This window comes from Heyndrickxia acidiproducens DSM 23148, assembly GCF_000374345.1.
Classification (GTDB): domain Bacteria; phylum Bacillota; class Bacilli; order Bacillales; family Bacillaceae_C; genus Weizmannia; species Weizmannia acidiproducens.
In genome coordinates, this window is record NZ_KB894001.1 from 36,777 (window position 1) to 46,066 (window position 9,290).

General features: G+C 44.7%; 9 protein-coding genes. 7 read left to right on the forward strand and 2 right to left on the reverse strand.

The window, feature by feature from the left end; translation table 11 throughout:
* The first annotated feature begins 371 nt into the window (after positions 1–371).
* The gene (locus tag C232_RS0110795) at positions 372–1,163 is read left to right on the forward strand and encodes a phosphotransferase family protein (RefSeq protein ID WP_018664035.1); all 792 of its coding nucleotides are present in this window, start codon (positions 372–374) and stop codon (positions 1,161–1,163) included.
* A 45-nt stretch (positions 1,164–1,208) separates the two neighbouring features.
* Here the strand turns inward: C232_RS0110795 and C232_RS0110800 are convergent, their stop codons facing one another.
* A complete protein-coding gene (locus C232_RS0110800) occupies positions 1,209–1,484 on the reverse strand; it encodes a YtzH-like family protein (protein ID WP_018664036.1) in 276 nt (91 codons plus the stop codon).
* 212 nt (positions 1,485–1,696) lie between these two features.
* Between C232_RS0110800 and trmB the strand changes: the two genes are divergently transcribed.
* Complete coding sequence (gene trmB / locus C232_RS0110805; protein WP_018664037.1) at positions 1,697–2,374, forward strand: tRNA (guanosine(46)-N7)-methyltransferase TrmB; 678 nt, start codon at positions 1,697–1,699, stop codon at positions 2,372–2,374.
* 150 nt (positions 2,375–2,524) lie between these two features.
* Entirely contained in the window at positions 2,525–3,364 is an 840-nt protein-coding gene (locus C232_RS0110810; protein WP_026314580.1) for a YtnP family quorum-quenching lactonase, read from the forward strand.
* Between the two features lie 459 nt (positions 3,365–3,823).
* Here the strand turns inward: C232_RS0110810 and C232_RS0110815 are convergent, their stop codons facing one another.
* Positions 3,824–4,135, reverse strand: a complete 312-nt coding sequence (locus C232_RS0110815) for a propeptide PepSY amd peptidase M4 (RefSeq protein ID WP_018664039.1) — start codon at positions 4,133–4,135, stop codon at positions 3,824–3,826.
* A 197-nt stretch (positions 4,136–4,332) separates the two neighbouring features.
* On the opposite strand from C232_RS0110815, the gene C232_RS0110820 reads away from it, so the two are divergent.
* From C232_RS0110820 to C232_RS0110850, 4 genes are all read left to right on the forward strand, one after another.
* Positions 4,333–5,406, forward strand: coding sequence for a M42 family metallopeptidase (locus C232_RS0110820; protein ID WP_018664040.1), 1,074 nt, complete (start codon positions 4,333–4,335; stop codon positions 5,404–5,406).
* Positions 5,407–5,464: 58 nt separating this feature from the next.
* A complete protein-coding gene (locus tag C232_RS0110825) occupies positions 5,465–6,001 on the forward strand; it encodes a DUF84 family protein (protein ID WP_018664041.1) in 537 nt (178 codons plus the stop codon).
* Positions 6,002–6,456: 455 nt separating this feature from the next.
* On the forward strand, positions 6,457–7,713 hold the full coding sequence (locus C232_RS18550) for an MFS transporter (RefSeq protein ID WP_018664043.1): 1,257 nt from the start codon (positions 6,457–6,459) through the stop codon (positions 7,711–7,713).
* A 193-nt stretch (positions 7,714–7,906) separates the two neighbouring features.
* Positions 7,907–8,983 (forward strand): DUF1646 family protein, encoded by a 1,077-nt coding sequence (locus tag C232_RS0110850; RefSeq protein WP_018664044.1) that lies wholly within the window; start codon positions 7,907–7,909, stop codon positions 8,981–8,983.
* The last annotated feature ends 307 nt before the right edge of the window (positions 8,984–9,290 follow it).

Genomic DNA, 9,290 nt, shown 5'->3' on the forward strand with positions numbered 1-9,290 from the left:
TAATGGACTTAATCCGGCAGCAGAACCATTCCCCCGTCGGATTGAAAGTCTGCCCGGGCAATTGGCGTTTACCGGAACCCGGTCGTACGCCTGTCAATATTCGCCGTATGACCCCAGGATAATAATTTCAACTTGACGAAAAAAGTCTAAAAGAGATAAAATTTACAGAAGGTGGCTATTGTAGAATTATTATTGCCAATAGCTGTCTTTTTTTATTTCAGGTCTAAAATAAATCAATTTCAATCAAAGCCGGGAACAGGGTAGAAATGAGAGAGAAGTCAAAAATTCACGGAATCCTTAATGAATGTGGTCCTGTTTTACACTGCAGTTTCACGGACATGAGGTTGACTTACTTAATTTGAAGGTGAACAATGTTGGAAGATATATTAGGAAAAGGCTGGGAGATCACCCCGGCCGGTGGGGCAACAGGAGAAGCCTTCTATGCCAGGTATCAAGAACAGACGCTTTTTTTAAAGCGAAATTCTTCGCCTTTTTTGGCAGTTTTATCCGCAGAAGGATTTGTCCCAAAGTTGGTTTGGACAAGGCGGATGGAAAATGGCGATACGATCACCGCACAGCAATGGGTGCAGGGAAGGGAACTGAAACCGTTTGAAATGGAAGAACAGCGTGTTGCCAGGCTGCTGAAAAAAATCCATGATTCAAAGCCGCTTTTGAGTATGCTGCAAAGACTCGGAATGGCGCCGATGAAGCCGGATGGCATGCTTACCAATTTAAAACGGCAGATGGATGAAGCATTGCTGGAACTGTCCTGTGTGCGGTCGTCGATTCAGTTTCTTGAAGCGGAAAAATACAATGTTGAATCAGATGAATTTGTCGTCTGCCATGGGGACATTAACCATAATAACTGGCTGCTGTCCGATGAGAACGAACTGTTTTTGATCGACTGGGACGGCCCCTTAATTGGGGATCCGGCACTGGATATCGGTATGCTGCTGTATTCTTATATTTCACCCGAAAACTGGGAAAGCTGGCTTAGGCAATACGGCACAGAATTGACGGAGGATTTGTTCTTAAGAATGAAATGGCATGTTATGTTCCAGTCAATTGCCATGATCCAATGGCATAAAGAGAAGGAACGCCTGGATGAAATGCAGGACTGGCTGCAATTTCTGCATACGGTTCAGCGTACCGGGCAAAGGTAAAGAAGAGAAACCGCCCGAGAGCGATTCCTCTTCTTATTTTCCTGGCTAATAAGCATTAAGCTGGTCAACCCATTCAGATAATTGGTTTTGGTGCGCTTCGATATGGTCATCTAAATGCTGGGCATTTTTCCCCGCCTGGCTGTACCCGTAAACATTTGTCAACGTTTGTTTCATCTCTTCCTGGACAGCCGGATTGACAAGCAGCGATTTAACCAGTCTCTCCAATTGTTCACATTCTGAAACGGATCCGCAGCAATCAGTTTGGTGGTCATCTAAAATATCGGTTAATAAAGTCAGCTGGTCACGATGAGTGAGTGCCAAACGGAACACATCCTTCACTTTGAATATGCATTTGTTTTGATTGATCATGTTTTCCGGTCTGTTTGCCGTTTCGTATGAAGGATCCCATCATTTTTTCGCCCCGTTTCATAAAGATACCGGGCTCCATTCTTTCCTTCATACAACTATATTGTTTGATTTTCACTCGTATTTATACAAAACGAAAGAAAGCTTTTTTCATTTGAGGTGCTGACATGAGACTAAGGAATAAGCCTTGGGCAGAAGATAAATTAAAGCAATATCCCCAATATGTTGTCCAGGAGCCGGAAAAATGGCGCGGAAAATGGCAGCAACTGTTTGGAAACGACAAGCCGCTGCATATTGAAATCGGCACGGGCAAAGGAAAGTTTATCACGGGGATGGCAAAACAAAATCCGGATATCAACTACATTGGCATTGAAAAACAGCCAAGCGTCATTGTGTCGGCTTTGGATAAATGTATTGAACAGGAACTGGATAACGTTAAGCTTTTAAATGTGGACGGCATCAGGCTTGCGGCGTTTTTTGCGAAAAACGATGTTGCCCGGATCTATTTGAATTTCTCTGATCCGTGGCCGAAAAAGCGCCATGAAAAGCGGCGCTTAACATACCGCAGCTTTTTAAAACTGTACGAAAGCATTTTAGAGGACGAAGGCGAAATCCATTTCAAAACAGACAACCAGGGTCTGTTTGAATACTCGCTGAAAAGTTTCTCGGCTTACGGGCTCCTGCTAAAATATGTAAGCCTTGACCTGCATCACAGCGATTATGAAGGCAATGTCATGACAGAATACGAAGAAAAATTTTCTTTAAAAGGCCAGCGCATTTACCGTTGTGAAGTCCAATACCGGAAGAAGCAGGCAGGAAAGCCGTGCAGCATGCCGGATAAATAAAAGAAGGGCCCGTACGTCATGGGCGCTTTTGCGATGCAGGATGAAAGACGCATCGCAAAAGCGCTTTTTGGTTTTTGGAAAAAAGGAAAATCAAACAGAATGGCGAATAGATTAAATAGGAAGCGATTACATAATACGGGAGGGAAAGAAATGGAACAGATTAAAATTGGAGATATGACGCTTTACTGGTTAAACGGCGGGGTGACGCATCTGGACGGCGGTTGTATGTTCGGCGTAGTGCCGAAGCCGCTTTGGACAAAAAAATACCCATATAATGAAAAAAACCAAATTGAACTGCGTACCGACCCGATTTTTTTTCAATGGAACGGGAAAAATATTCTGATTGAATCCGGAATCGGAAACGGGAAGCTGTCCGAAAAACAAAAACGCAATTACGGGGTGACGGAAGAGTCGCAGATCGACGCATCTTTGCAGGAGTTCGGCTTGACGCGGAATGACATTGATATCGTTTTGATGACGCATCTCCATTTCGACCATGCCTGCGGGCTCACAGTGCCAAAAGGGGATGGCTTTGTATCGGCGTTTCCAAATGCGGTGATCTACACCTCGGAAATCGAATGGGAAGAAATGCGCCACCCGAATATCCGTTCCAAAAGCACGTACTGGAAAGAAAATTGGGAAGCGGTGCAGGATCAGGTGGAAATATTTACAGAAGAAATTACAATTGAAGGGGCGATCCGCATGATCCATACCGGCGGGCACAGCGACGGCCATGCGATTGTCACAGCCGAATCAGGCGGGGAGAAATGGGTCCATATGGCCGACCTGCTTCCGACCCATGCGCACCGCAATCCGCTTTGGGTAATGGCCTATGATGATTATCCAATGACCTCGATTTACCAAAAACAAAAATGGATTGACAAAGCAATACAGGAAGACGCCTGGTTCATTTTCTACCACGATGCGATATACCGCGCGCTCAAATGGGATGGGGAAGGAAATATTGTGGAAAAGGTGAAAAGGGCATAAAAAACCGGATCCATGAACGCTGTTTCGGGATAATTCAAGCAGCAAAATGGCGTTCATCAGGCCTATGAAAGCTACCTCAACGAAATGCAAGCGGCAAAGTAGCGTTCATCAGGCTTATGAAAGCTATTTCAACGAAAAGCAAGCGGCCAAATAGCGTTCATTGTACTTATGAAAGCTATTTGGGCAGTATTTTTGCTTTGAAACAGTGTTCATGGGTCCGATGAACGCCACTGCAGCATAATTCAAGCAGCAAAATGGCGTTCATCAGGCCTGTGAAAGCTATCTTAACGAAATGCAAGCAACAAAATAGCATTCATCAGGCCCGTGAAAGCCATTTCAATAAAATTCAGGGCAATAAAATGGCGTTCATCAGCCCCATGTCACCCCAACAATATTCAGCCAGCAATATGGTATGCATCCTATTCCTGCGTCCCTTAAACGCAAACGCGCTACTTGTCCTTAAATCGGATACACATCCAGTACGATGCCGGTTTTGGTATCGGCGATAAATTCATACTGTTTTTTTTCTCCATCTTCGGTCAGCGAAATGCCACCGCGGTAAACTTTGGATTTAAACGGGTATTTTTCATAATCTTCTTCTGTCATCTGGATCCACGAGCCGTCAATCGGGCCATTTTCTTTAAATGCTTTTTTGACTTTCGCAAGTACGCTTTCAGGGGAAGCTGTAACTGCCCGGTGTACCGCTTCATTCATCGCGTACCCCGCAGCCGCTCCAACTGCAATCCCTGTCACAAATGTTTTCCAATTCATGTCTGTTCTTCCTTTCCTGTAAATCGGTTAGACTTAAAGCATTACTGTCTCTTATTATATACTTTCGGGCCCTGTCCGAAAATGAATTCACTTACAAAATTACAAAATCAGGTGAAAATCTGGCAAGGAAACCGCCCGTTAGGTAAAATAAAACTTGTACATAAGATAAAATGCAGGAACATAAAGGAGCTAAAAGCATGGAACAAGAAACGCTCGATTTATTTAAAACGCTGACTGAACTGCCAGGCGCACCGGGTAATGAGTCGGCCGTCCGCCAGTTTATGAAGCAGGAGCTGCAAAAATATTCGGATGAACTCATACAAGATAATCTCGGCAGCGTCTTTGGCGTAAGACGTGATCAGGAAGACGGGCCGGCCGTGATGGTGGCAGGGCATATGGATGAAGTCGGATTCATGGTTACATCCATTACTGAAAATGGCATGATCCGCTTTCAAACGCTTGGGGGCTGGTGGAGCCAGGTGCTGCTGGCCCAACGCGTACAAATTTATACGGATAATGGTCCTGTCATCGGCGTTGTTGGTTCAATTCCGCCGCATTTATTGGATGAAAATCAGAAATCCAAACCGATGGACATTAAAAATATGCTGATTGATATCGGTGCTGATAACCGCGAAGATGCTGAAAAAATCGGGATTCGCCCGGGCCAGCCCATCTTGCCGGTCTGCCCGTTCACCCCAATGGCCAATCAAAAGAAAATTCTCGCCAAAGCCTGGGATAACCGTTATGGCTGCGGCCTCTCCATCGAATTGTTAAAAGAACTGCAGGGTGTAAAACTTCCGAACACGCTTTATTCGGGCGCTACGGTTATGGAGGAAGTCGGGACGCGCGGTGCACAGACAGCAGCGAATATGATTCAGCCGGATATTTTCTTTGCCCTCGATGCCAGTCCCGCCAATGATGCGTCCGGCGATAAAGAACAATTCGGGCAGCTTGGAAAAGGTGCATTGCTGCGGATTTACGACCGGACGATGGTGACACATAAAGGCATGCGTGAGTTTGTTCTCGACACAGCTGAGAGCAATGATATCCGCTACCAGCATTTCGTGGCCCCGAATGGCGGGACAGATGCCGGCCGTGTTCATACCTCTAATGAAGGGGTACCGAGTGCCGTGATCGGGGTTTGCGCCCGCTATATCCATACACATGCCGCAATCCTTCATGTCGATGACTATGCGGCAGCCAAGGCCTTGATCGTGAAATTGGTGCAGGCATGCGACCGGTCAACAGTGGATGCAATCCGTGCCAAGTAAAAAGTAGCTGCTATCCAGTTTTTTAAACGGAAAAGCCAGACATATTGGGGTGAAAGGTTTGATAGTTGCAATTGGTTCAACCAATCCGGCGAAAGTGTCGGCTGTCCGGAAAGCCTTTGAAGTGCTTGACAGGCAGGAAGTCGAATTTGTCGCAGCAGGCGTTGCGTCCGGCGTAAAGGAACAGCCGTTTTCCGATGAAGAAACACTTGCAGGGGCCGTCAACCGTTCGAAGGCAGTGCTTGCTGAACAAAATGCGGATATCGGGATCGGTCTTGAAGGTGGTGTAGTTGAGACACCGCAGGGCTTGTTCCTGTGCAACTGGGGCGCGCTGGCTGCAGAAGGAAGAGAGCCATTCGTCGCAGGCGGCGCAAGAATCCCGCTCCCGGATGAAATTGCCGGACGATTGCGGGCGGGAGAAGAACTGGGCCCGGTGATGGAAGAGTATGCAAAAAAAGAAAATGTCCGCAAAAAGGAAGGCGCAATCGGTGTTTTTACCAATGAACTCGTCACACGCGGCGACATGTTCACACATATTACAAAGATGCTTTTAGGACAGTATTTGTATCAGAAAAGTAAAACGAAAGCTTCTAAATAAAACTGATTTTACATTCATCAGGCATACCCGGTTCTTTAGATTCCGGTAATATGCCCTTGTCACGATTTTTAAAAAGCAGCTCCAAAAGTCCGGAACCGGTCTTTTGGAGCTGCTTTTTTGCGTAAAATAAGATAATTAAACGACGCGACAATTTTTCTTGGCATTTTATTTTTCATACAAAACTGCATTTTATATAATTGAATCCGTTTACTGAAATAAAGGATTATCAAATTGTTCTCTATCTTCTTTTTTTCCAGCCATATCGTAAGAAAATTCTTCAAGCGAACGGTAATAAGGTATAAAAAATGGCGGATAAAGGTTCCGAATTGAAAGAAAATCCATTGACACGCCCTTGCGATGTGATGTTTAATAACATTAAATAATAAAAAATGAAGAAATATAAAAATTTTTTAAGATTTATGTTATAAAATATAACATCAAAAAGGAGAATGTTCATGAAAACGAAGCATCCTGCAGTTTTAATTATCTTATTTGCACTTGGCTGGGCCTTTATGTATGCAGATCGAAATATTTTGTCTCCGGTAATGGGACTCATTCAAGATGACTGGAATTTAACCAAAAGCGAATTGGGTCTGATGTCTACTGTGTTTTTTATTGCATATGCCGCCATGCAGATCCCGGCCGGCTTTATTGCGGACAAGTTTGGCAGGGTGAAAGTTCTCGTTGCCGGTTACGTTTTATTCGGGATCGGGACATTGCTTAGTGGAATGGCGCCTGGCCTGATGGTGTTTTTATTCATCCGTGCACTCACAGGAATCGGGGAGGGAACTTATTACGGGCCTCAATACGGCATTTCTTCCAGTTATATCTCAAAAAAATACCGTGGCATTTCCTCTGCAGCAATTAACAGCGGAATGGCTGTTGGCATATCGCTTGGATTTATGGCTTCTAGTTATTTTACATTTACATTACATAAAGATTGGCAGTTTTCCTTTTACGTATTTGGCGCGCTTACGGTTATTGTCGCCATCCTGATCGGGCTTTTCATCAAAGATGAACGTGGCGGGCAGGACGCACCCGGATTTGTGAACAGCCAGCCTGAAAAATCGGATTTAAAATTGCTGTTCACGAAAAACCATATTTTCACTTATATTCTGATTTTCTGTTCCTTATACGGTTTTTTCAGCATGATAACCTGGCTTCCTTATTATTTGCAAACAGAAAGGGGCATTGATGGGTCGAAAACAGGGATTATCGCTTCTCTCGTCCCCTGGGCCTCCATACCGGGCGCGATATTGTTCGGCTATTTGTCAGACCGGATCAAAAACAAAAAGTTTATGATTCTATTGCTTGCCATACTGGGCACGGCCTGTCAGTTTATCATTCCGTATACGGATAATTATTCGTTTATGCTGGCCGGTTTGGTGATTTACGGTTTAATCGGGAAACTGGCACTTGATCCGGTTTTGATTTCGTATATTGCTGATCAAACACCGGCAAATATGTACGCCAGAGCGTATAGCATTTTCAATTTTGCCGGTATGCTTTCCTCGATATTTGCCCCGTATATTACAGGATTTATGGCAGAAGTAACCGGGAAAATAGAAGTGGGGTTCTATATTTCGGGTATTTTACTTTTGATCGGCGGACTTCTTTTCTTGTTCACTGATGCTAAAGTTCCTGTGAAAAATTTAAACGTAAGGAAGGAAGCAGGGGAGGGTGCGGTAATGATGCCGGCTGAAAAGTTTTAAATGTTTTCCGCCATTTTAATATTGAAAATTTGCATTCACACCGGATATATGTTAAAATTACAATATACATTCGAAAACCAAAAGTAATTTAATAGATTGTCTTTTTTGGAGGAGCCTGTCACCAAGGGATACGTATGTCCCACGGTGGCAGGCTTTTTTAATTCCAGAAAAAAATTAACGAAGGAGTGGTTTAATGGTCATTGGATTATCAATCATTTTATTGCTGGTGCTGTTCCTGCCGTTTACAAAATTTGTCGAGCGGAACATTGAAGTGTTTTTGTTTGTGATGGGGATTGCGGCTGTGATTGTCAGCCAGTCTTTTTCCTGGCATCTTGTGAAGGAAGCTTTGATACACCCGTTAAGCATTACGATAGCTGTACTGATTGCCGGGCTCTTGTTCCGGTGGTTTGAGAAACCAATTGAAAAAGGAATTGTCTGGATCAGCAATGCGATGCCGTACCGATTGTTTATTGGATTATTTGTAGTGGTCCTCGGGCTCCTTTCAAGTATCATCACCGCAATCGTTGCCGCTATTGTCCTGGTTGCAGTGATCAGCATTTTACGGCTTGACCGGAAGACGGAAATCCGATTGGTTGTGCTTGCTTGTTTTGCAATAGGTTTGGGCGCCGTGCTCACACCGATTGGGGAGCCGCTGTCCACAATTGTCGTGAGCAAATTGAATGAAGACTTCTTTTATTTATTGAAGTTGGTTGGTACTTCCGTGATTCCGGCAGTCATCATTTTTGGGGTAATCGCTGCTTTCATGGTGAAACCCGGACAGCATTCGCTCGGCCGTCTGGAAGCGGCAGCAGGAAAAGAACTGGAAAAGCAATCCGTGGAAGATGGCGGCTTAACAGCTGAAGCTTCTTCATTATCAGAATCCTACAGGGAAATTTTAATCCGCGGCTTAAAGATTTATTTGTTTGTCATGGCGCTGACTTTTCTTGGCGCCGGATTTGAACCGTTTATTGAAGCGTATTTGCTGGATCTCAGCCCGCTTGTTCTGTATTGGATAAACATGGTTTCTGCTGTACTGGACAATGCCACACTTGCCGCGGCAGAAATCAGTCCGGCGATGGGTGATGAAACCGTTAAAGATATTTTAATGGGTCTTTTAATCAGCGGCGGCATGTTAATCCCGGGAAATATTCCGAATATCATTGCTGCCGGGAAGTTAAAAATCACCAGTAAAGAATATGCGCGTTTTGCGTTTCCGATTGGTTTGGCTGCGATGGCCATCTATTTTGTGATTATTGTTTTGGTAAAATAATTCACCCACTTAAAATGAGGACTTCGTACAGAAGTCCTCATTTTTGGTGCGCCGCGCATGACGATTCGCTAGGCGGCGAAAGTCCGCTATGGGGGTAGATAGCGACCAACCATTAGCCAAGAGCAAGGGTGTCCATTGTGAAGTGGAATCTGAAGGAAGCTGGAGGCAAAATTCTGACCCGAGGAACACGAATACCATCAGGCGTACTCTTACAGGGTAAGACTGCCAAACAAGTCAAAGCCCAAAAGCTATCCGGATGTGGAGGCGTAAATGGTACGGGTGCATGGAATGAAAGGGAATCGTCTTA

Coding starts and splice junctions, on each gene's coding strand:
- C232_RS0110815 (WP_018664039.1), bottom strand. CDS start 4,135: ATGAATTGGAAAACATTTGTGACAGGGATTGCAGTTGGAGCGGCTGCG.
- C232_RS0110850 (WP_018664044.1), top strand. CDS start 7,907: ATGGTCATTGGATTATCAATCATTTTATTGCTGGTGCTGTTCCTGCCG.
- C232_RS18550 (WP_018664043.1), top strand. CDS start 6,457: ATGAAAACGAAGCATCCTGCAGTTTTAATTATCTTATTTGCACTTGGC.
- trmB (WP_018664037.1), top strand. CDS start 1,697: ATGAGACTAAGGAATAAGCCTTGGGCAGAAGATAAATTAAAGCAATAT.
- C232_RS0110810 (WP_026314580.1), top strand. CDS start 2,525: ATGGAACAGATTAAAATTGGAGATATGACGCTTTACTGGTTAAACGGC.
- C232_RS0110795 (WP_018664035.1), top strand. CDS start 372: ATGTTGGAAGATATATTAGGAAAAGGCTGGGAGATCACCCCGGCCGGT.
- C232_RS0110820 (WP_018664040.1), top strand. CDS start 4,333: ATGGAACAAGAAACGCTCGATTTATTTAAAACGCTGACTGAACTGCCA.